The sequence below is a fragment of the Streptomyces sp. NPDC051664 genome, from assembly GCF_044453545.1.
Lineage (GTDB): Bacteria > Actinomycetota > Actinomycetes > Streptomycetales > Streptomycetaceae > Streptomyces.
In genome coordinates, this window is sequence record NZ_JBITCU010000007.1 from 326,473 (window position 1) to 345,970 (window position 19,498).

Here is a 19,498-nt window from a genome sequence, read left to right on the forward strand (position 1 = left end):
GGTCAGATCCGGATGAGCGTGCAGTACCAGCGCATGCCGATCGAGATGCCGCAGAGCGCCACCAGATCGCCCTCGACGAGTTCACCGCGCCCGATGTGTTCACCGAGCGAGGTCAGCTGGTCGGCGGCGCCCATATGGCCGTGGACGGAGGCGAGTTCGACATTGGTCCGTTCCACCGCGACCCCGAGCGCGTCGGCGATCTCCTGCATGGACTCCTGGCCGTCGTTGATGTAGATCACGCGCGCCAGATCGGCGCGTCGCACCCCGCCCTGCTCACAGGCCTCGTCGATCACCTCGCCGACCCGGTCCAGCAGATCCTGGACGAACGCCTGCAGACGGCGCGGGTCTCGTCCGAAGTGCTGCTGCACCCGCTGGATGCCGGCCGGTGCGGTGAGGCTGGTCCAGCTCAGCGGCGGCAGCGGTGCCACACTGCCGCCGTAGTCGGTGCGGAAGAAGTCGCACAGTTCCGGGACGGTGAACTGGGCGGTGGAGACCCACTGGTGGCCGGCGTGGCCGCGCTCCAGCAGCACGGCCACGGCTCCGTCGCTGTGTACCGCGTTGTTGACGTTCATCCGGTTGCGATGGAACTCGCTTACCCGGTTGACGGCGACGAACAGCACTCGGTTCAGGCCGGTTTGTACGGCGTACTGGCCGGCCACGACGCCCAGCCCCGTGACACCCGATGCGCAGCCCTCGTTCAGGAGCAGGGTCTGCACCCGCGGGATGCCCAGTTCACGCGCGAGCGCGGCCGAGGAGTCCCAGTGCGGGTACTCAGGGTGCTCCGACGTGGCCAGTACGACCAGGTCGAGGTCGGCCGGTGTCAGCCCGGCCCGTTTCAGCGCGTCCTGCGCGGCCTGTTCGGCGAGATCGACCGCCCACACATCACCGGATGCCCGGTGAAAGGTCTTGTACCCCAGCCGAATTACCCTTTCCGGGTCGGTGACGAAGTCACCCGCCACACGGGCGACTTCCAAGGTCTCGCCGAACGCGTAGCCGAATTCGACTATTCCGAAATTCATGGGGCTCCCTATATCAGGCCGCCTGGTCGGAAACGAGTCTTGCGCGAGCCTGGGGGTGCCACGCAACACTTCGGGTCCTGCATGTTTTTGCGGTGCATGATTCCGCAGGATCTCAATTCGGACATGCGGGACCTCGGGTCCAGGAAAAGTTGCACCTAGGAGGGGCTGCGATCGATGGATACCCTGGTTCCGTCCCGCAGTTGACCGGAAATGTCGAACGCACCACGAGGGGTTCGCATGGCGGATCGTGTTTCTTTGACCGAGGAATATCTCAATGATGTTTCCACGCGTGGCGTGAAGGCTGCCGAACTGGTGGGGAAGCAGCCGGAATCGAAGCTGCTCAATGCCTTCTACCAAGGCAGATTCCTGTCCCGCCCGCTCTTTGTCGGCCGGGCCGAGCAGCAGCAGCTCCACGCCGACCTGGAAAACCTGCGCAATGCTCTGGTCAGCCTGCCCGACCGGCTCTTCGGCGGCGACGTGGCGGCATTCGCCCGCGCGGTCGGCATGACCGACGTCCAGGTGTCCGCCATCGTGCGGAGCCGGGGGACCTCCGTGACCCGCCAGACCCGGGCGGACCTGTACGCGGAAGGGGCCGGCTTCCGACTGCTGGAGTTCAACATGGGCAGCGCGCTCGGCGGCATGGACAACGCCGACATGTGCCGCGAGCAGCTGCAGCATCCGCTGCTCGCGGACTTCGCCCGCCGCAAGGGACTCGGCTTCGTGGACACCATGCGGGAGCAGGTCAACAACATCCTGGTGGAGAGCGGTTTCACGCACGACGACCACCCCGTGGTCGCGCTGACCGACTGGCCGAGCAGCTACACGGACCTGGCGCCGTACATGGAGCAGTTCTGCGAGCGCTGGCAGGCACTCGGGCTCGACGCCCACCCCTGCCACATAGGCCAGTTGGAGGTGCGGGACGGCCGGGTCTGGCTCGGCGAGCGGCCCGTGGACATCATCTCCCGCATGTTCCTCATCGAGGACCTGCTGGAGTATCCCGAGGCGCCCGCGCTGATGGACCCGATCCTCGACGCGGCCCACCGGGGCGAGGTCAAGATCTTCACCCCGATGGACTCCGAGGTGTTCGCCGGCAAGGGCGCCCTGGCGATGCTGTCGGACGAGAACAACCGGTCGCTGTTCAGCGCCGACGAGCTGACCAGCCTGGACCGGATCCTGCCGTGGACGCGCATGGTCCGATCCGGACCGGTCACCACACCGACGGGCGAGAAGGCCGACCTGGTGTCGTACGCCCTGGCGCACCGTCACGAACTCGCACTCAAGCCGACGTTGCTGCACGGCGGCAGCGGGGTGGTACTCGGCTGGTCCCCGGACGTCACCGACGACGGGTGGCGCGAACTGATCGCCGGAGCACTCGACGGCCCGTACATCCTTCAGCAGAGGGTCCGGCCGGACGTCGAACTGTTCCCGGACGAGGCGGGGGAGCTGCGGCCGTGGACCGTCGCCTGGGGAGTCTTCACCGTGGCGAACGGATACGGCGGCGGCTACGCACGGGCCACCACCGTCGAATCGGGGGCCGAGGTGGTCAATACGGCCACCGGGGCCTACGCGGGGCCCATCCTCCACGAGACCGCCGCCCCGCAGGACTGAGCCCGGAAGGGAGGAGCCGCTCATGGCCCCCGATCAGTATCAGTATCTGGCCGCGGGCGCGGCCGACGCGGTCGTAGGGCCCGTTCTGTGCGGGCTGGCCGTCGTCATCCTGGCGGCGTTCGTGTGCGGACGCGTGGCGGAACGGCTGGGGCAGCCGGCGGTGATGGGGGAGATCGTCGCGGGCCTGGCGCTCGGCCCCACCGTGCTCGGTCTGCTGCCGGGCAACCCGACCGAGGCACTGTTCCCCGCCGGGATACGGCCCTACCTGTCGGTGCTGGCCCAGGTCGGACTTGCGCTCTTCATGTTCGGCGTCGGCAGTCGGGTCGATCCGTCCCATCTGCGGGGCGCCGGCCGGCAGGTCGCCGCCATCTCGCTCAGCTCGATGGTGCTGCCCTTCGGGCTGGGGGCCGGCCTCGGCGTCGCGATCCACCCGTGGATCGACGGGTTGCACGCGGTCCCGCACGGCCGGCTGGGCTTCATCCTGTTCATGGGTACGGCGATGTCGATCACCGCGTTCCCGGTGCTGGCCCGGATCATCACCGACCGCGGGCTGCACAAGCACCGGACCGGGGCGATGGCGCTGGCCTGTGCCGCGTTGCAGGACATCCTCGCCTGGTGCGTGCTCGCCGTGGTGATCGTGGTGGTCAGCAGTGGCGACCCGTGGGTGCTGGCCCGGATGCTGCTCTGGTCCGCCGCCTTCGTCGTGGGGCTCGGCTGGGTGGTCCGTCCCGGGCTGCGCCGGCTGTTCGACGGGACCCGCGACTGGAGCAGCAGCCCCGCCTTCATCCACGCCGTGCTGCTGACCGGTCTGCTCCTGAGTGCGTGGGCGACGAACGCGATCGGGCTGCACGCGGTCTTCGGGGCGTTCGCCTTCGGCATGGTGATGCCCCGCGAAGAGATCGACGCCGTGGCGCCCCAGGTCCCCGAGCGGATCGAGCAGACCAGTCTCCTGCTGCTGCCGGTGTTCTTCACCGTGACCGGCCTGTCGGTCAACTTCTCGGGGCTGGGCAGCCATGGGGTGATCATGGTGGCGGCCGTGATCGTGGTGGCCTGCGTGGGGAAGTTCGCAGGGGCGGCGGGCGCGGCCCTGCTCACCGGCGCGAACCGGCGCGACGCGGCTGTCCTCGGCGTCCTGATGAACACCCGCGGTCTGACCGAGCTCATCATCCTCAATGTCGGTCTCCAGCTCGGTGTCCTGGACGCGCGGTCCTTCACCGCGATGGTGATCATGGCCCTGGTGACCACGCTCATGGCAGGGCCGCTGCTGCAGCGGCTCTATCCGGCCGGCGTCGAGGCGCCTGCGCTCCAGCCGACGGTCAGGGTGAGATAGCAGTAGTCGTCGAGCATCTTCGCGAGCGGCCGGCCCGTCACGCCGAGCTGTGCCGCGAGCGAGGACTCGTCGGTACCGGCCTCGTCGAGCACCGCGCGGCCCCATGCCCGCCCGAGCCGCTGGTGCCCGGCGAATGCGCCACCGTCCCGGCCGCCGTGCAGGGCCTGCGCGATGGCGGCGTCCCAGGGCATCACGGCCTGGGGCCGCAGCGCGTACAGCAGCTTGGCGGCGGCGGTCGGGCCCAGGGGGCGCGGCCGGCGTGCCAGCGAGGCGGGTGTCGCACTCAGCTCCGCGAAGCACAACGCCACCTGCTCGATCCCGGCGTCGTCGAGTTCGGTCAGCGCCACGCCGGGGGCCGGCAGCTCCCCGCCCCGGCGCTGCCACCAGTGCGCCACCCCGCTGTCGAAGGGGTCCGGCTCACCCGGGCGGGGGTAGCGGATGCGGCAGCCCGCCGCGTTGAGCCAGGCCAGCAGGGCGGCGCGGTGGCCGGCTGCGGCGGGGTCGATCGCGGGTGCGGTCGCCTCGCGCAGTGTGGTCCAGGCCGCCTCCGCCGCGGTGTAGCGACTGAAGCGTCCGACGGCGGACCGGAGTTGGTCGAGAGTTGGGCTGTTCAAGGGTCACCTCGGGAGAAGTGCAGGACGAAGGACAGGACAAGGAGAGGACGCACCAGTGAACATGACGACGAGCGAGTCCGGTGGCGCGGAGGTCCGGCTGCTGGAGATGCGGCTGTTCAAGCTGAAGCCGGGCACCGGCGAGGAGTTCGACCGGGTCAGCCGCGAGGGTACGGTGCCGATGATGCGGCGCTGGGGCATCACCGTCCTCGCGCACGGCAACTCCTCCACGGACGAGGACGGCTACTACCTGGTCCGGGTCTTCGACTCGGCGGAGCACCGGCTGAAGGTGTCCGAGGCGTTCTATGCCTCCGAGGAGTGGCAGCCCTACGAGGACGTCATCATGGGGATGATCGCCGATTACCAGGCGGTGACCGCGCCGCTCGCCCCGGGGCCGCTGGCTCAGCTGTCGTACTGAACGAGCTCGACGATCAGGCCGACCGGGCGCTTCGCGTAGACGAACGCCACCCGCATCCCGGGACGGGCGCCCGCGCACGGCTCCCGGTCCATCGGGTGGAAGCCCTCCTTGCGCAGCCGGGCCAGCTCGGCCACCAGATCGTCGACCTCGACGGCGAGGTGGTACAGCCCCCCGCCGCCGTCGGCCACGCGCCCGGACACCGCGGAGTCCGGGCGTGTCGGGCTGACCAACTCGATTGCTGTGGAATCGCGTTCACCGCCCGGTGCCCAGAAGTCGCAGGTGACCCCGTACGCCTCGGCGGTGCCGCGGTGCTCGCGGCCGAGTCCGAGTGCGGACATGGCTGCGGCGGCGGCTTCCGGTTCCTCGGTGGCGAAGCCGACGTGATCGATACGGAGAATCATGCGGCGGCCACCGTCTCCGCCGGGGCGAACAGGACCAGTACGCGCAGCTCTTCGGTGATCGCGTGGAAGCGGTGGACCGCCGCCGCGGGCACGTAACAGACCGTGCCCGCGGAGACCGTATGGTCCGTGCCGTCCACACGGAGCTCGGCCCGGCCGGCCAGCACGACGTAGAGCTCGTCCTCCCGGTGCGGGAGCTGCGGGTCCGAGGAGTCCGGTGCCAGGGTGTAGAGGCCCGCACTCATCGCCGGGGCCCGAAGGAATTCCGAGTAGCGCTCACCCTTCGATTCCTGAAGGGATTCCAGTGCGGTGAGTTCAAAGATCTGCTGTCCGCTCATTCGGCAGATTATTCCCTGGCGAAGGTGGCCCGAACAACCCTTCCGGGAAAAGTTGCAAGGTCTCCAGATGGGCCGCCGCGACACTTTTTGGAACAACCATCTCCCAGGCGGACAGGACAAGTTCTCCCATTTCCTGGAGATCGACTGCCGAGAGTCGTACACGCGCCCAGTTGTAGCGCATGTCGGACTCCACGGGCAGCAGGAATTTGTCCGGCTCCGAGGCGATCAGGGCGGCTCGCTCGTCGCGCGGGAACGCGAACCCCATGAGTGTCTCGTCGCGGGAGAGCGAGGCGTACACGATCCGCCGGACCCGGAACTTGATCCGGTCGCGGACCAGTGCCTGTTCGGTGCGGGGCAGGCTGTTGGCCACGCGGCAGACGTCTTCGGCGGTGGGTGGCACGGGGGACGGCTCCCTGGGGTGCGGTGGGGCGGAGGGCGGGCATCCGGTGGATTTGTCCTGGTTGCGACTGTCGACCGGATCGCCGGAGGCTAATCCTGCGGAAATATGCATCGCGAAATTATGCACCACTGGCTTCGTTGACGCGCCGGGTTTCCGACGGAAGTCTCCTCTCTCGACGGCGACCGCCGCACGGCAGTGCCCACAGGCAATGCGGTGGCGGAACGCGAAACGCTTTTCTCGATCTTGGGGGAGATCTCCATGAAGAAATTCTGCTTTGTGTTCGTGTGCCTGCTGGCCTTCGGTGCCACGGCGGCGGGGAGCGCTTCGGCCGACCAGGTCCCTTCCGGCTCGACGACGCCCGTGACGGCCGGGAATGTGCCCGACGACTTCGAGTGGGACTGACCGATCCGGTCCCCGCGTCGCGTACTGCCCTGGACTAGGAAAGGCAGAGAAGGCCGGTCATGACACGTCTCACTCACCTGGAAGCACGGGAGCGGGCCGCACTGCTGCACGTGACCTCCTGCGCCGTGGAGCTCGCGCTGGACCAGGGCGACGAGATCTTCGGGTCCAGCACCACTCTTGAGTTCACCTCGTCCGTGCCCGGGGCGACGACGTTCCTGGAACTACGACCCCACACCCTGCACTCCGCCGAGCTCAACGGCCGGCGCCTGGACGTCACCACACTGTCCGGCGGACGGCTGCCCCTGCCGGACCTGCGGGCCGAGAACACCGTGACGGTGGTCGCCGACATGGCGTACTCCCGGGACGGGCAGGGCATCCACCGGTACGTCGATCCGGCGGACGGCGAAACGTATCTCTACGCACATACCGCGGTGGATGCCACCTCCAGGGTCTTCGCCTGTTTCGACCAGCCCGACCTCAAGATCCCGCTCTCCTTGCGGGTCAGCGTGGACGAGAGCTGGCAGGTGATCGGCACCGGTCCGGCCGAGCGACTCGATGCCAACCGGTGGCAACTGGCCACCACCCCACCGCAGTCGACGTATCTGACCACGCTGGCCGCCGGCCCGTACGTCTCGTACCTCGCCGAGCACCACGGCCTGCCGATCGGTCTGCACTGCCGGGCCTCCCTCGCCGACGCGCTCAAACGGGAACAGGCCGAGCTGTTCGAGATCACCACCCAGTGCCTGGACGCCTACCAGCGGCTCTTCGGCGTGCAGTACCCGTACGCCAAGTACGACCAAGTCTTCGTCCCGGAGTTCGGCGTGCTCGCGATGGAGAACCCGGCCTGCGTCCTGATCCGGGACACGTTCGTGTTCGAGTCCGCGCCCACCGAGTCGGACCGTGAGGACCGTGCCGTGGTCATCGCCCACGAGATGGCCCACATGTGGTTCGGCAACCTCGTCACCATGCGCTGGTGGGACGACCTCTGGCTCAACGAGTCCTTCGCCGACCACATGGGACACCGGCTGGTGACCGAGGCGACCCGGTTCACCGGCGCCCGCACCTCGTTCGCGGCCGGCCGCAAGGGACAGGGGTACGCGGCCGACCAGCGCACCACCACCCACCCGGTGGTGAGCCCGGCACCCGATCTCGACGCGGCCGAGCTCGCCTTCGACCGGATCTCCTACTTCAAGGGCTCCGCGGTCCTCGGCCAGCTCGCCGCGCGGCTGGGCGACACGGCCCTGCTCGACGGGCTGCGCATCTACTTCGAGCGCCACGCCCACGCCAACGCGACCACCGACGACTTCCTCGCCGCACTCTCCCTGGCCGGCGGTGAAGACCTGACCGAGTGGGCGCAGGCATGGCTTCACTCCGCCCAAGTCAACACGCTCACCCCGGTCCTGACGACGCGCGACGGGCGCATCGTCAGCGCCGAGATCCTGCAGAGCGCCCCCGAGAGCCATCCCGTGCTGCGCCCCCACACCCTGGAGGTGGGGCTCTACGGGGCGGACGAGCCGTACCGGATCCGGGTCGACATCAGCGGCGAACGCACCGCACTGCCCGGTCTGACCGGCCGGCCGGTGCCTGAACTGCTGCTGCTGAACGACGGCGACCTCGCCTATGCCAAGGTCCGCTACGACGCCACCGCCACCGAAGCGCTCGCCGCGCAACTGCCCCGGCTCTCCCCACTCAACCGGGCGATGGTGTGGGGCTCGCTGCTGCTGTCCGTACAGGACGGTGACCTCCCCGCACGCGACTACCTCCGGCTGGCCACCGGCCTGGTCACCACCGAACGCCAGGTCCCCATCCTTTCCGAGGTGCTGCGCCAGGCCCGCACCGAGATCGCGGACCGCTATCTCGAACCCGGGCTGCGCGACGGCGCCCTCGCCGGCCTCGCCGGCAGCTGCCGCACCCTGCTCACCGGACCCGGCCCGGCGAACGGCTCCCGGCTCCTGGTGCTGCGCACCCTCATCGACAGCGTCACCGACACCAGCGAACTGCTCGGCTGGCTGAACGGCGCCCTACTGCCCGGCGCGGTGGCGGCCGGGGAACCCGACGGCGACCTCGGCTGGCGGATCCGCCACCGGCTCGCCGTCCTCGGCGCCCTCGACGAGGCGGAGATCGACGCGGCTGAACGGGCCCGCCCCGGCAGCCAGTCGGCGGGCTGGGCGGCCACCTGCCGCGCCGCACGGCCCTCGGTTGCCGGCAAGGCCGCCGCCTGGGAAGCCATCACCACCGACCGCAGCCTGTCGCACCACGATGTCGGGGCCCTCGCGGCCGGCTTCTGGCAGCCGGAACAGAGCACCCTCACCGCACCGTACGTGCGCCGCTTCTTCATCGAACTGCAGTCCGCCTGCGCGGGCCGTGAGCAGCTGGCACCCGCACTCCTGCGGGATCTCTACCCGCGGTACGCAGCCACCGCCGACACCCTGCGGCTGGCCGGCGGCCTGCTGGAGCGACCGGATCTCGGCGCGCTGCTGCGCCGTCCACTGAGCGATCTCACCGACGATCTGCGCCGCGTCGTCGCGGCGCGGGGGCTGGAGAAACGATGACCACCGACGGCCTGACTCTCGTGGTCGGGAGCGGCGTGCAGCGCTACCGCGAGTATCTGCTGTCCTCCGCGGGACAGCGGCCGGTTTGGCTGCTCGACGCCACCGAACCCACCTGGCAGCGCGCCCACATCGCCGGCCACACCGTGGTCCCGCAGCGCGACGCCGCCCGGATGACCCCGGACGTCCCGGCGCTCGTCGCCGCCGCCCGAGAGGTCGCCGCGGCCCATCGGGTGGTGGGCGTGATGTCGTACGACGAGACCCTCGTCGTCGCCACCGCGCACATCGCCGAGGAACTCGGCCTGCGCGGCCTGACCGTGGCCGGTGCGGAGAACTGCCGCAACAAGACCCGCACCCGTCGGCTGCTCACCGGGGCCGGCCTGGTCCAGCCCCGGTACGCCCATGTCACCACCGCCGCCGAGGCCCGGGTCGCCGCCACGGACTTCGGCTGGCCGGTGGTGGTCAAGCCTCGGGGCATGGGGGCCAGCATCGGGGTCGTCCGCGTCCCGGACGCCGCGGCCATGGACGCGGCGTTCACCACCGCCGAGGAGGCCAGCCGCGGGGGCAACCCCGACTACGAGGGTGGCGTACTGGTCGAGGAGATGCTCACCGGGCCGGAGATCAGCATCGACGGGGCCGTGCAGGACGGGGGATACCAGCCCCTGTTCATCGCCCACAAGTCACTCGGCCTGGAGCCCTACTTCGAGGAGACCGGCCACCTGGTCTCCTCCGACGACCCGCTGCTGACCGACCCGGCGCTCCTGGACACCCTGGAGCGCGCCCACCGCGCGCTCGGACTCCAGGACGGTATGACCCACACCGAGATCAAGTTCACCGACCGCGGCCCCGCCGTGGTCGAGGTCAACGCCCGCCTCGGCGGCGACCTCATCCCGTACATCGGGCGGCTGGCCAGCGGCATCGACCCGGCCCGGGTCGCTGTCGACGTGGCCGCGGGCATCCCGGTCCGGCCCGTACCCACCCGCAAGACATCGGTGGGCATCCGGTTCTGCTACCCGCCCGAGGACGGCACGGTCGCCGCGGCCAGCCTGCCGGGCCCCGGCAGCCTGGACGGCCTGGTCGAGGCCGAGCAGATCGTCCCGGCCGGCGCCGTGCTGCGGCTCCCCCCGCGCGGCTACGCCAACCTCTGCCGCTACGCCCTGCTGGTCTGTGAGGCCGACGGGCCCGCGGACTGCTCCGACCGGCTCGACGCCGCGCAGGCCGCCGCCGATGTCCGGCTCGAACTCGGCTGACCCCCCACCGCTTCGACACAGGAGATGACAGTGACCGAACTCGACATCGACATGCTCCTCGTAGGCGCCGGTCCGGCGAATCTCGCCCTGGCGGTCGCCCTCGAGGAACTCGTACCGGACACCCCGCAGCGCACCCTCATCGTCGAACAGCACGACGGTGTCGTCTGGCAGCGCGGCATGCTGCTCCCCTGGAGCCAGAGCCAGGTCTCCTTCCTCAAGGACCTGGTCACCCTGCGCAACCCACGCAGCGCCTTCTCCTTCGTCAACTACCTGCACTCCGTGGGCCGGCTCGACGAGTTCATCAACCTGGGGAGCGCCACGCCCTACCGGCTGGAGATATCGGGCTACCTGTCCTGGGTCGCGGACTCCCTCGCCACCACGAAGGTGGAGTACGGGCGCAAGGTCGCGTCCGTCGAGCCGAGGCGCGACGCGGCGGGCGGCATCGACCACTGGTCGGTGACAATGGCCGACGGCACCACGCTGACCTGCCGTGACCTGGTCATCGGCGCGGGTCGTGACCCGCACGTACCGGAGGTCTTCGACCGGTTGCCGGCCGAACGGGTCATCCACAGCACCGGGTTCGCCCACGCCGTGGGCGCGCTCGACCCGGAGACCACCCGCCGCGTGGCCGTGATCGGCGCCGCGCAGAGCGCCGCCGAGATGCTCTGGACGACGCACCAGAGTTTCCCGGCCGCCGAATGCACCATGATCATGCGCTCGATCGGCCTCAACTCCTACGAGAGCAGCAAGTTCACCAACGAGATCTTCTACGCCTCGTTCGTCGACACCTTCCACGAGTCGCCGCCCGAGGCGCGTGCCCAGCTGCTGCGCGAGATGCACCGCACCAACTACGCCGGTCTGGCACCCGCGATGCTCGAAACCCTCTACCGCCAGACGTATCTCGAGCGGCTCACCGGGACCGAGCGGCTGCACATGGTCACGATGACCGACGTCGTCTCCGCCCGCACGGACGGCGGCGAGATCGTCCTCGGACTCTGCGACCGGCGCACCGGCCGCACCTCCGAGTTCCGGTGCGACGTCGTCATGCTCGGAACCGGCTTCGAGAGCGGCATGCCCCGCATGATCCGCGAGATGTGCGCGTCGTTCGGCCTCGACGACATCCGGGTCGACCGCAACTACGCGCTGCGGCTGCCCGAGGGCAGCGACGCGAGCTGCTACCTCCAGGGCGTCAACGAAGCCACGCACGGGATCGCCGACTCCCTGCTGAGCGTGCTGGCCGCCCGTTCCGCCGACATCGTCTCCGACCTGATGACACGGCGGTCCGTGTCCCCGCTGGTCTCCGACGTCGCGGCCGCCTGACCGCACCACCGGCCGCCCCGCCCACCCGGGAGAGAACATGAAGATGGAAATCCGCCCGCTCGACCGCGAGGCGCTGAAGCCCGACAACGGACTGGCCGCGCAGCGGCTGCTGCCCTGGCCCCTGCTGAACGCCCCCTTCGAGGGCTCGTGGTGCGTCGTGGCGCCCGGCGCCGAGTCGGGTGCCCACGCCCATCATGAGCACGAGATCTGGATCGCGATGACCGGCTCCGCCGACCTTCTGGTCGACGGTGACCGGATCCCGTTCCGGCGCGGCGACATCGTGCACTTCGTGCCCGGCCAGGGCCATCAGGTCGTCAACAGCGGGGACGAGGACTTCGAGATGTACGCGATCTGGTGGGACAAGGAGATGGCCGCGCACTTCACCGAGCGGGCCGCCGCCGACGCCTCAAGCGTGGCCACCGCATGACCGCCGACCGCACCCCGGCTGCCGGGCGCCCCGCCGTCCTCATCGCCGCGACCCCGACCCCCAACGGAGACCTGCACGTCGGCCACCTCGCCGGACCGTATCTCTCCGCGGACATCTACGCCCGCCATCTGCGCGCGCTCGGCCGGCCGGTCACCTTCACCACCTGCACCGACGACAGTCAGAGTTACGTACTGGCCAGCGCCCGCCGGAAGGGCGTCACCCCGCAGGAGCTGACCGCCGGAGCCACCTCCGCGATCGAGAAGTCGCTGGACGCGATGGGCATCTCGATGGTCGGCCTGCCCCCGATCGACGACACCTACCGTGCCACCGTGCTCGACTTCGTCACCCGCCTGCACCGGGACGGCCGGCTGCGGCTGCGCACCGTGCGTCTGCCGTACGCACAGACCAGCGGACAGTTCCTGTACGACGGCCTGGTGGGCGGCGAGTGCCCGGTCTGCCTCGCCTCCAGCAGCGCGGGTGCCTGCGAGGGGTGCGGGCACCCCAACAACTTCACCGAGCTGCTGCGCCCGTACTCCACGCTCGATCCCGACGAGCCGGTCAGCCACCGTGCGTGCACGGTCCTGGTGCTGCCCGCGGAGGAGTATCGCGACCGGATCGAGGAGCACTTCGCGCGGGTCTCCCCCCACTGGCGGCCGCACGCGGCCCAGCTGGTTCGCGAGATCCTGGCCCGGCCGCTGCCGGACATCCCGGTGACGGTGCCGGGCGAGTGGGGGATCGAGGCGCCGTTCGACGAGACCCCCGGGCAGATCCTCTACCCCTGGATCGAAGCCATGCCCGCCTCGATCTACGCCACATGGTGGGCAGCGGCCCGGCGGACCGGCGAGCCGGCCGCGGAGGTGGACGCGCACTGGCGGGCGCAGGAGGACGCCGAACTGGTCTACTTCCACGGCTTCGACAACGTGTACCACTGGGCCCTGATGGACCTCGTGATGCTGCTGGCGCACGGCGACCGCTACATCACACCGGTCGGCAACGTGTGCAACGAGTTCTACGAGCTCGACCACGCCAAGTTCTCCACCAGCCGCAACCACCTGATCAACAGCCGTGATCTGCTGGTGAGCGCTCCGCGCGACGTGGCCCGCTTCGTTCTCGCCCTGACGGCTCCCGAGTACCAGCGGACCAACTTCAGCTACGACTCGGCGCGGGACCTCGCCCGGGACCGGCTCGTCGGGCCGTGGAACGCGCTGGCCGATGCCCTCGACGCGCTCGTCGGCGCAGCCGGAGCCGGGCCGCTGCCGGTGAGTGACGAGGGGCGCCGCCGGGCGGCGGCGATCGCAGCGCGTTACCGGTCCGCCTACACGCTGGCCACGTTCAGCCCGGCACAGGCCGCCGACACCACCGTGCAGCAGATCGCCCGCCTGCGGCAGGCCGCCGTGGCCGGCCGGGCGGACACCGCGGGGGACACCCTCGGCGATCTCCTGGTCCAGGTGACGGCCGTACTGACAGGCGTCGCCCCGATCCTCATCGACACCGCAGGCCTGGTGCGCGAGCGGGGGGTCGTGCTGGACCCGTCCGCCCGGCCCGCCATGACCGTGAACCCGTTCAGCCTGCCGCGCCTGGGCTGACGTGGCGGGCCCAACCGAGCGACGGCTCCTTCCGTCCCCCAACCTGGAGTGAGAGACAGATGACCACCTCGCTGTCCGGTGTCGCACCGGACCGTGCCTCCCTGCGTGCCGAACGGCTCTTCCTGCCGGCGGTCTTCGTCACCAACCTCGGCAACAACATCCAACTGATAGCCGCGTCCCTGCTGGTCTACAAGACCTCCGGCACCACTTTGTCGGTGGGCTGGATCTACGTCCTCGTAGCAGCCCCGCAGGTGGCGCTCTCGGTGCTGTTCGGCCGGTGGGCGGACCGTTTCGACCGCAGGAAGCTCTGTGTCACGGCGGACGTCCTCAGCGCACTGACCGCTCTGTTCCTGCCGGTGTGGCTGCTGTTCGGCAAGGACGGCAGCAACGCCGCCTATGTGGTCAGCCTGATCCTCGCCGTGCTGTCCGCGCTCTTCATGCCGGCCAGTCTCGCCCTGATGAAGGAGCGGGCGCACCCGGACCGGTTGGGCAGCTTCAACGCCAACTACGAGATTGCCTTCCAGGGCGGCTCGATGCTCTCCGGTGTGCTGGGCGGCTTCGCCATCCAGTTCTTCGGGACCAAACCACTGTTCTTCTTCAACGCGGCCACCTTCATCGCCTCGGCCGTGCTGCTGTTCATGCTGGGGAGCAAGCCCCGTACCGCTCCTGCCACCGCCGACACCGCCGACACCGCCGACACCGACCCCGTCGAGCCGGCCGGGACCGATCAGGCGGCGGACCGGGCGGCCGCCGTGGTACCGGCCCCCGCCACGCGCGGCCCGATCGTCCGTCTCGGCCTGCTGTTCAGCATCGGCAGTGTGATCGTCACCGTCGCCAACACCCTGCTCCTGGTGGCGGTCGTGGACCGGTTCAAGCAGGGCGCCGGGACCCTCGGCATCGCCGATGCTCTTGCCGGCATCGGCATGCTGGGTGCGGTCTTCTGCTTCAAGAGGCTCAAGGACCGCGTCGACTACCGGCTGCTCATCCTGCTCGGGTACGGCGGCTGCGCGGCCCTCGCGTTCGTGCAGCCGATCGCCATGTGGACGCTGCTGCCGGGCATCTTCCTGGGCGGCTTCACCTTCGCCTTCGGCCGGCTGCCGGCCCGCACCGAACTCATGCGCACCGTCAGCGGCGAGCGCAGCGGCCGGGTCTTCGGTGCCGCCAACGGATTCGGTCTGGCCATGAGCGTCGTCCTGACCATCCTGGTCGCCCACGTCTGCGACACGTACGGGATTCTTCAGGGCTACTCCACGCTGGGCGCCTTCGGTGTGCTGACCACGGTCGCCGTCATCGTCTCGCTGTACCTGCGCCCGAACTCCATCCGCGGGGCCCGCACGAGTCCCGGTGCACCCGCGGTCCCGCCCGTCCCCGCCACTGTCCCACCCAGCGATGTCACGGCGTGACGAAGAGGAGGCTGCCATGAAGCTGCTCACCATCGAGACCCGTCAGTACCTGACGTACTACCACTCCCGCTACCAGCAGGTCGAGGATCTCGGCGTCGAGCTGTACGTGCTCAACGGCGAAGGGACACCGGACTTCTGGCCGGCCGAGCGCTACCGGCTGGTCGGGACCAAACACATCGACGACATGATCGACCAGGCCCGCGCATGGCACGCCGAGGAACAGTTCGACGGTGTCATCACGTTCTCCGAGTCGGCGGTGATCGCGGTGGCAGCGGTCGCGGACGCGCTGGGACTGCCCGGTATCGGGGTCGAGGCGGCCGTCAACTGCCGCAACAAGTACCTGATGCGCCGGTCCCACGCCCGCCACGGTGTGCCGCACCCGCAGTTCCGTCTGGCCGAGACCGAGGCCGACGCCCGCGCGGCGGCCGAGGCGTTCGGTTACCCCGTCATCCTCAAGCCGACGATGGGTGCGGGCAGCAACTTCGTCTTCCGGATAGACGACGCGCAGGAACTCGAACTCCGCTTCGCCCAGGCGATCGACGGCATCCAGGACATGTTCTGGGCGGTCTCCGAGGCCGACGGGGTGGACCTCGGACCGCAGAGCCTCATCGTGGAGTCGTTCCTCGACGGCCGGGAATTCCTGATCGAGGCCCTCGCCTGGGACGAGGAGCTCTATCTCGGCTCGGTGGTGGACCGCATCACCACCGAGGGCGACACCTTCGACGACGACGTGCACCACGCGCCCACCTCGCTGTCCCCCGAGGACCTCACCGAGGTGCACCGGGTCGTCAAGGCCGCCGCACACGCACAGGGGCTGCGCCGCAGCGTGATGCACGCGGAGGTGCGGTTCCACCGGGGGAAGCCGTACATCCTGGAAATTGCCGCCCGGGTGGGCGGCGGAGGACTGGACGAGATCGCCCGGGTGACCGCCGGCTACGACCCCGTCCGCGCGGTCGCCGACGTCGGCAGGGGAGTCAGGCCGCAGGTGGGGCACTACCGGCCCACCGGCACGCACATCACCTCGATGTGCCTGCTGTGCGACGCCGGCGTGGTCCGGCACGTCGACGTGCCCGCGGACGTCAGCGGGTCGGACGACGTGTTCCTGCTCAAGATCACCGCACGGCCCGGCGACCTGATCCGCCGCCCCCCGGACGGAAACACCATCCTCGGCTTCCTCGGCACCACCGGGGATTCGCAGGAGAGCGCGTACCGGCGGATGACCGAATTCGCCTCCAAGATCACGGTCACCTTCGAGGACGACCCCTCCGAGGACTGACCCTCCACGCCGCCCATCCGCCGCCAGGCGGACATCACCCCAGAAGGGTTCCGTTCATGCTGCGTACCGCACGTCCGCGCCGCTATCTGATGTGCCGGCCGACACACTTCGACGTCACCTACTCGATCAACCCCTGGATGCGGCCCGAGAAGCCGACCGAGCCGGGCATCGCGTTGGCCCAGTGGGAACGGCTGCGGCAGATCCTCACCGGACTCGGACACCAGGTCGAGCTGATCGACCCGCTGCCCGGTCTGCCGGACATGGTCTTCGCCGCCAACGGCGCCACGGTGGTCGACGGGACGGTTCTGTCCGCGAAGTTCCGGCACGAACAGCGCGCCTCCGAAGGCCCGGCCTACGCCGAGTGGTTCGCGGAGCGGGGTTACCGGGTGCACCGCGCGGAGTTCGTCAACGAGGGCGAGGGCGACTACCTGTTCACCGGCAAGCGCCTGCTCGCGGGCACCGGATTCCGTACGGTCCTGCGGTCGCACGAGGAGGCCGGTGAGCTGTTCGGGCACGAGGTGGTCGGGTTGACTCTGGTCAATCCCCGCTTCTACCACCTGGACACCGCGCTCGCCGTCCTCGACGACGACGAGATCATGTACTACCCGGCGGCCTTCTCCGCCGGCAGCCGGGCCCGTCTCGCGGAGCTCTACCCCGACGCGGTGCTCGCCACGGACCACGACGCCGAGGTGTTCGGCCTCAACGCGGTCTCCGACGGCCGGAACGTGGTCATGGCCGAGCAGGCCACCGGACTCGCCGCCCAGCTGCGGGAGCGGGGGTACGTGCCCGTCGGCGTGGAGCTCTCCGAACTCCTGAAGTCCGGCGGCAGCGCCAAGTGCTGCACGCTCGAACTCCGGGCCGCGGACGCCGCGTCATGATCGACTACGACGGCCGGCACTTCTCCCCGGTCACCGAGGACCGCGGTGAGTCCGCGCGGGTCGCGGTCTACCGGCAGTCCGGTGACCTGCTGTGGGGGCAGTTCTCCGGCGGTGACACCCGCCGGGGCACCCTGACCGGTCTGTGCGACGCCGACGGCAGCCTGCGGTTCGCCTACAGCGTGGTGCTCGGTGACGGCGCCGTCGTCTCCGGACGCTGCCGCAGCGTGCCCACGGTCCTTGCGGACGGCCGGGTCCGGCTCACCGAGACCTGGGAGCGCTACGGAGACCACGCCGCCGAAGGAGTCTCGATCCTCGAAGAACTCGCCGAAGTCCCGGACGGAGCAGCCGCATCATGACGACCTCACTCGACACGGCACGGGGCGCGGCGGGAATTGCCGGGGAACCGAGGAAGGGGGGTGTCGTCACCTGGGCCTGTGCCCCCGGCTTCCCGCCCGCGGTGATCTTCCCCTTCACCCCCGCCGAGCGCATGGGCACCCGCAACATCCTGGAATTCCAGGCGCTGATGTACCGCACGCTCTACTACTTCGGCAGCACCGGCACCCCCGACGTCGACTACGGCCTGAGCATCGCCGAGCCGCCGCGCTGGTCGGCGGACGGCCTCACGGTACGGGTCAGGATCAAGCCCTGGAAATGGTCGAACGGCGAGACCATGTGCGCGGACCACGTGCTGCTCTGGGTGAATCTGATGAAGGTGAAGGGCGAGCGATACGGTGAATACGTGCCCGGCTACTTCCCGGACAACCTCACGGACTACGGCAAGTCCGCCGACGACGAGGTCTACTTCACCTTCGACAAGGTCTACTCCCAGCAGTGGGTGCTGAAGAACCAGCTCAGCATGATCACCCCGCTTCCGACGGCCTGGGACCGCACCGCCGAGGGTCCGGCCAACGCCCGCGGCGGCCTGGCCGACGTGGAAGCCGTCTACGCGTACCTCATGGCGGAACAGGGCGACATCTGCGACGAGGGCAACGAGCACCGCACCCGGTGGGCGGACAGCCCCATCTGGAGCGTCGTCAGCGGACCGTGGCGGCTCAAGAGCTACACGCTGGAAGGCGTCGTCACCTTTGTGCCCAACCCGCACTACTCGGGGCCGAACAAGCCGTATCTCGACGAGTTCCGGCAGATACCCACCTACTCCGACGAGGAGCAGTTCGAGATGCTCCGCGCCGGCCGGGACGGCGCGGGCCCGGTCCAGGTCGGCTATCTCCCGCTGAGCTTCGCCTCCGAACCGACCGAGGACCCGACGGTCGGCGGCCCGCACCCTCTGGCGGACCACTACACGCTGGTCCCGCAGACGGCGTACTGCATCCGCTACATGTCGCTGAACTTCAACAACCCGACCGTCACCGGAAAGATCTTCGCCCGGACCTACTTCCGGCAGGCCCTGCAGAGCGTCCTCGACCAGGACTCCGCCGTGCGCGACATCTACCAGGGGTACGCCTACCGACAGAACGGACCGGTCCCGCGTTACCCCGTCACCGGGCTGGTCTCGCGGGGCCAGCGCGAGGGCGCCTGGCCGCTGCCCTTCGATGTGGACAGGGCCAGGGCCCTGCTGACGGAGAACGGCTGGGACACCAGCGTCACCCCCGCGGTCTGTGTGAACCCGGGCACCGGCCCGGGCCAGGCGGGCGAAGGCATCCCCGCCGGGTACCGGCTCAGCATCCTGCTGCGCTACGTGGAGGGCCGCCCGGCCCTGACGGCCTTGATGAAGCAGTTCAAGAAGGACGCGGCCCTGGCCGGCATCGAGCTCCGGCTGGAGGAGGTCTACGGCTCGGTCCTGGTGGCCGAGGACGCCCCGTGCGTACCCGGGCCGGATTCGCCCTGCCTCTGGGAGATCTGCTGCTGGAACGGCGGCTGGGTGTATCACCACCCCAGCGGCGAGATCCTGTTCCGGACCGACGCGGGCGGCAACTTCGGCCATTACACCGATGCCCGAGCCGACGAACTCATCGAGCGTTCCGTCACCACCGACGATCCGGACGCGCTGTACGAGTACCAGGACTACATCGCCGAACAGGCCCCGGTGATCTTCACGCCCAACTTCCCGATCCGGCTTTTCGAGGTGTCCAAGAAGCTCGGCGGCTTCGAGCCGGTCAACCCGTTCGGGATGATCAGTCCCGAGAACTGGTACTACATCGAGGACTGACAGCGATCCATCAGGGGGAGCCGCGTCACCGTGAGCGACTCCCCCTGTGCGAGGGCGCATCCCGCTGAGGTCCGGCAGGCGGGTCGCGGCGCACACCTTCGGGGGAAAACGGGTGAGT

19 protein-coding genes are annotated in these 19,498 nt (G+C 69.7%); 14 read left to right on the forward strand and 5 right to left on the reverse strand.

Annotated elements, in window-relative coordinates:
- Positions 1–2 precede the first annotated feature (2 nt).
- Positions 3–1,019, reverse strand: coding sequence for a 3-oxoacyl-ACP synthase III family protein (locus tag ACIA8E_RS16860; RefSeq protein ID WP_399298633.1), 1,017 nt, complete (start codon positions 1,017–1,019; stop codon positions 3–5).
- Between the two features lie 237 nt (positions 1,020–1,256).
- On the opposite strand from ACIA8E_RS16860, the gene ACIA8E_RS16865 reads away from it, so the two are divergent.
- Together ACIA8E_RS16865 and ACIA8E_RS16870 are read left to right on the forward strand one after the other, a co-directional pair.
- Positions 1,257–2,627, forward strand: a complete 1,371-nt coding sequence (locus tag ACIA8E_RS16865; RefSeq protein ID WP_399298635.1) for a hypothetical protein — start codon at positions 1,257–1,259, stop codon at positions 2,625–2,627.
- 22 nt (positions 2,628–2,649) lie between these two features.
- Positions 2,650–3,957 (forward strand): cation:proton antiporter, encoded by a 1,308-nt coding sequence (locus tag ACIA8E_RS16870; RefSeq protein WP_399298637.1) that lies wholly within the window; start codon positions 2,650–2,652, stop codon positions 3,955–3,957.
- Here ACIA8E_RS16870 and ACIA8E_RS16875 read toward each other — a convergent pair.
- Complete coding sequence (locus ACIA8E_RS16875; protein ID WP_399298639.1) at positions 3,903–4,571, reverse strand: hypothetical protein; 669 nt, start codon at positions 4,569–4,571, stop codon at positions 3,903–3,905. The genes ACIA8E_RS16870 and ACIA8E_RS16875 overlap by 55 nt on opposite strands.
- Before the next feature lie 55 nt (positions 4,572–4,626).
- Between ACIA8E_RS16875 and ACIA8E_RS16880 the strand changes: the two genes are divergently transcribed.
- Positions 4,627–4,986, forward strand: coding sequence for an NIPSNAP family protein (locus ACIA8E_RS16880; protein WP_399298641.1), 360 nt, complete (start codon positions 4,627–4,629; stop codon positions 4,984–4,986).
- Here ACIA8E_RS16880 and ACIA8E_RS16885 read toward each other — a convergent pair.
- The 3 genes from ACIA8E_RS16885 to ACIA8E_RS16895 are packed head-to-tail and all read right to left on the reverse strand — an operon-like array spanning position 4,971 to position 6,122.
- On the reverse strand, positions 4,971–5,387 hold the full coding sequence (locus ACIA8E_RS16885; RefSeq protein ID WP_399298643.1) for a VOC family protein: 417 nt from the start codon (positions 5,385–5,387) through the stop codon (positions 4,971–4,973). The genes ACIA8E_RS16880 and ACIA8E_RS16885 overlap by 16 nt on opposite strands.
- Positions 5,384–5,722 carry a cupin domain-containing protein gene (locus ACIA8E_RS16890; protein ID WP_399298645.1) on the reverse strand — a complete coding sequence of 113 codons (339 nt, stop codon included), beginning with the start codon at positions 5,720–5,722 and terminating at the stop codon, positions 5,384–5,386. The genes ACIA8E_RS16885 and ACIA8E_RS16890 overlap by 4 nt, the downstream gene beginning before the upstream one ends.
- Entirely contained in the window at positions 5,700–6,122 is a 423-nt protein-coding gene (locus ACIA8E_RS16895; protein WP_399298647.1) for an MmcQ/YjbR family DNA-binding protein, read from the reverse strand. Before ACIA8E_RS16895 ends, ACIA8E_RS16890 begins: the two co-directional genes overlap by 23 nt.
- Before the next feature lie 213 nt (positions 6,123–6,335).
- Here ACIA8E_RS16895 and ACIA8E_RS16900 point away from each other — a divergent pair, with 213 nt between their 5' ends.
- Genes ACIA8E_RS16900 through ACIA8E_RS16950 form a run of 11 tightly spaced genes read left to right on the forward strand, consistent with a single transcriptional unit; the run spans position 6,336 to position 19,380 of the window.
- Positions 6,336–6,524 (forward strand): hypothetical protein, encoded by a 189-nt coding sequence (locus ACIA8E_RS16900; protein ID WP_399298649.1) that lies wholly within the window; start codon positions 6,336–6,338, stop codon positions 6,522–6,524.
- A gap of 59 nt (positions 6,525–6,583) precedes the next feature.
- Complete coding sequence (gene pepN / locus ACIA8E_RS16905) at positions 6,584–9,076, forward strand: aminopeptidase N (RefSeq protein ID WP_399298651.1); 2,493 nt, start codon at positions 6,584–6,586, stop codon at positions 9,074–9,076.
- Complete coding sequence (locus ACIA8E_RS16910) at positions 9,073–10,323, forward strand: ATP-grasp domain-containing protein (RefSeq protein ID WP_399298653.1); 1,251 nt, start codon at positions 9,073–9,075, stop codon at positions 10,321–10,323. The genes pepN and ACIA8E_RS16910 overlap by 4 nt, the downstream gene beginning before the upstream one ends.
- 30 nt (positions 10,324–10,353) lie before the next feature.
- Positions 10,354–11,643 carry a SidA/IucD/PvdA family monooxygenase gene (locus tag ACIA8E_RS16915; RefSeq protein WP_399298655.1) on the forward strand — a complete coding sequence of 430 codons (1,290 nt, stop codon included), beginning with the start codon at positions 10,354–10,356 and terminating at the stop codon, positions 11,641–11,643.
- 37 nt (positions 11,644–11,680) lie between these two features.
- Positions 11,681–12,070, forward strand: a complete 390-nt coding sequence (locus ACIA8E_RS16920) for a cupin domain-containing protein (RefSeq protein ID WP_399298657.1) — start codon at positions 11,681–11,683, stop codon at positions 12,068–12,070.
- Entirely contained in the window at positions 12,067–13,656 is a 1,590-nt protein-coding gene (locus tag ACIA8E_RS16925; RefSeq protein ID WP_399298659.1) for a class I tRNA ligase family protein, read from the forward strand. Before ACIA8E_RS16920 ends, ACIA8E_RS16925 begins: the two co-directional genes overlap by 4 nt.
- Before the next feature lie 59 nt (positions 13,657–13,715).
- Positions 13,716–15,059: an MFS transporter gene (locus ACIA8E_RS16930; protein WP_399298661.1), complete on the forward strand. Its 1,344-nt coding sequence runs from the start codon at positions 13,716–13,718 to the stop codon at positions 15,057–15,059.
- Positions 15,060–15,075: 16 nt separating this feature from the next.
- Positions 15,076–16,335: an ATP-grasp domain-containing protein gene (locus ACIA8E_RS16935; RefSeq protein WP_399298663.1), complete on the forward strand. Its 1,260-nt coding sequence runs from the start codon at positions 15,076–15,078 to the stop codon at positions 16,333–16,335.
- Positions 16,336–16,391: 56 nt separating this feature from the next.
- Positions 16,392–17,213, forward strand: a complete 822-nt coding sequence (gene ddaH / locus ACIA8E_RS16940; RefSeq protein ID WP_399298665.1) for a dimethylargininase — start codon at positions 16,392–16,394, stop codon at positions 17,211–17,213.
- Positions 17,210–17,569 (forward strand): hypothetical protein, encoded by a 360-nt coding sequence (locus tag ACIA8E_RS16945; RefSeq protein ID WP_399298667.1) that lies wholly within the window; start codon positions 17,210–17,212, stop codon positions 17,567–17,569. The genes ddaH and ACIA8E_RS16945 overlap by 4 nt, the downstream gene beginning before the upstream one ends.
- Positions 17,566–19,380 carry an ABC transporter substrate-binding protein gene (locus ACIA8E_RS16950; RefSeq protein ID WP_399298670.1) on the forward strand — a complete coding sequence of 605 codons (1,815 nt, stop codon included), beginning with the start codon at positions 17,566–17,568 and terminating at the stop codon, positions 19,378–19,380. The genes ACIA8E_RS16945 and ACIA8E_RS16950 overlap by 4 nt, the downstream gene beginning before the upstream one ends.
- Positions 19,381–19,498: the final 118 nt, after the last annotated feature.

Bases quoted from the DNA above. Each gene is read 5' to 3' on its own strand.
- ACIA8E_RS16860 (WP_399298633.1), bottom strand. From the start codon at position 1,019: ATGAATTTCGGAATAGTCGAATTCGGCTACGCGTTCGGCGAGACCTTG.
- ACIA8E_RS16865 (WP_399298635.1), top strand. From the start codon at position 1,257: ATGGCGGATCGTGTTTCTTTGACCGAGGAATATCTCAATGATGTTTCC.
- ACIA8E_RS16870 (WP_399298637.1), top strand. From the start codon at position 2,650: ATGGCCCCCGATCAGTATCAGTATCTGGCCGCGGGCGCGGCCGACGCG.
- ACIA8E_RS16885 (WP_399298643.1), bottom strand. From the start codon at position 5,387: ATGATTCTCCGTATCGATCACGTCGGCTTCGCCACCGAGGAACCGGAA.
- ACIA8E_RS16890 (WP_399298645.1), bottom strand. From the start codon at position 5,722: ATGAGCGGACAGCAGATCTTTGAACTCACCGCACTGGAATCCCTTCAG.
- pepN (WP_399298651.1), top strand. From the start codon at position 6,584: ATGACACGTCTCACTCACCTGGAAGCACGGGAGCGGGCCGCACTGCTG.
- ACIA8E_RS16910 (WP_399298653.1), top strand. From the start codon at position 9,073: ATGACCACCGACGGCCTGACTCTCGTGGTCGGGAGCGGCGTGCAGCGC.
- ACIA8E_RS16920 (WP_399298657.1), top strand. From the start codon at position 11,681: ATGAAGATGGAAATCCGCCCGCTCGACCGCGAGGCGCTGAAGCCCGAC.
- ACIA8E_RS16925 (WP_399298659.1), top strand. From the start codon at position 12,067: ATGACCGCCGACCGCACCCCGGCTGCCGGGCGCCCCGCCGTCCTCATC.
- ACIA8E_RS16930 (WP_399298661.1), top strand. From the start codon at position 13,716: ATGACCACCTCGCTGTCCGGTGTCGCACCGGACCGTGCCTCCCTGCGT.
- ACIA8E_RS16935 (WP_399298663.1), top strand. From the start codon at position 15,076: ATGAAGCTGCTCACCATCGAGACCCGTCAGTACCTGACGTACTACCAC.
- ddaH (WP_399298665.1), top strand. From the start codon at position 16,392: ATGCTGCGTACCGCACGTCCGCGCCGCTATCTGATGTGCCGGCCGACA.
- ACIA8E_RS16945 (WP_399298667.1), top strand. From the start codon at position 17,210: ATGATCGACTACGACGGCCGGCACTTCTCCCCGGTCACCGAGGACCGC.
- ACIA8E_RS16950 (WP_399298670.1), top strand. From the start codon at position 17,566: ATGACGACCTCACTCGACACGGCACGGGGCGCGGCGGGAATTGCCGGG.